This is a genomic window from uncultured Shewanella sp. (genome assembly GCF_947495455.1).
Classification (GTDB): Bacteria; Pseudomonadota; Gammaproteobacteria; order Enterobacterales; family Shewanellaceae; genus Shewanella.
On record NZ_CANLZC010000311.1, the window covers coordinates 1 to 223 of the forward strand.

Genomic DNA, 223 nt, shown 5'->3' on the forward strand with positions numbered 1-223 from the left:
GAATTTGTGCGTTCAATAACCAACAAAAGGTGTCCAATATGAAAGTTACACTAATCGGCATTGATTTGGCAAAAAATGTTTTTCAAGTTTGTGGCATTAACCAAGCTGGAAAGTCTATTTTTAACCGAGCATTAAGACGTTCACAGCTCATGGCTTTTTTGCTTAAATATCCAGATAGCATTATTGCCATGGAAGCCTGTAGTGGCTCAAATTATTGGGGGCG

Annotated in this window: 1 pseudogene; it reads left to right on the plus strand. The window is 38.1% G+C overall.

Features of this window, described 5'->3' with window-relative positions:
* Nucleotides 1-38: 38 nt before the first annotated feature.
* A pseudogene (locus tag Q0791_RS25205) lies at nucleotides 39-223 on the plus strand (IS110 family transposase); the annotation flags it as partial.